Raw genomic sequence first — 493 nt, 5'->3', positions numbered from 1 at the left:
GTACACCTTCACCAGCACTGGTACCCACAAGGTTGTTGCGAAGTTCACCGGCACAACGGGATTCGCCCCGTCCGCCTCGCTGGCCTACCCGGTCAGCGTCACCACGCCCGCTCCGGCGGACGTGGACACCACGACCACGTTGGCCCCGCTCGGCACGGTCGAGAAGAACGTGCCGGTGGTTCTCGAGGCGACGGTCGACCCGGCCAACGCCAAGGGCAAGGTGCAGTTCAAGATCGGTGACGCACTGATCGGTGGACCGGTCGACGTGGTCGACGGTGTCGCGACCCTCACGACGACGTTCGCCAACTCCGGCACCTACAACGTCACCGCGGAGTTCACCGGTGCCGCGGGGTTCACCAGCTCGTCAGCGGCGCCGCAGACGCTGATCGTGCCCGGCGCGACCAACCCCGGCGGCGGTTTCGGCAGCCTCGGTAACCTGTTCGGTTCCTCCTGACAGGCACCAGCTCGCAAACGGGGTGCGCCGTTGACACAG

General features: G+C 67.1%; 1 protein-coding gene. It reads left to right on the top strand.

Annotated features, from left to right (window positions below):
- The coding region (locus AC1DYG_RS19420; RefSeq protein ID WP_477641492.1) for an Ig-like domain-containing protein at positions 1–454 on the top strand (454 nt) is incomplete at its 5' end.
- Between the last annotated feature and the right edge of the window lie 39 nt (positions 455–493).

The sequence above is a fragment of the Pedococcus sp. P1_H8 genome, assembly GCF_056405175.1.
The sequence above is the reverse complement of the archived record's forward strand: the minus strand, read 5'-3'. Positions and strand labels throughout refer to the sequence as shown.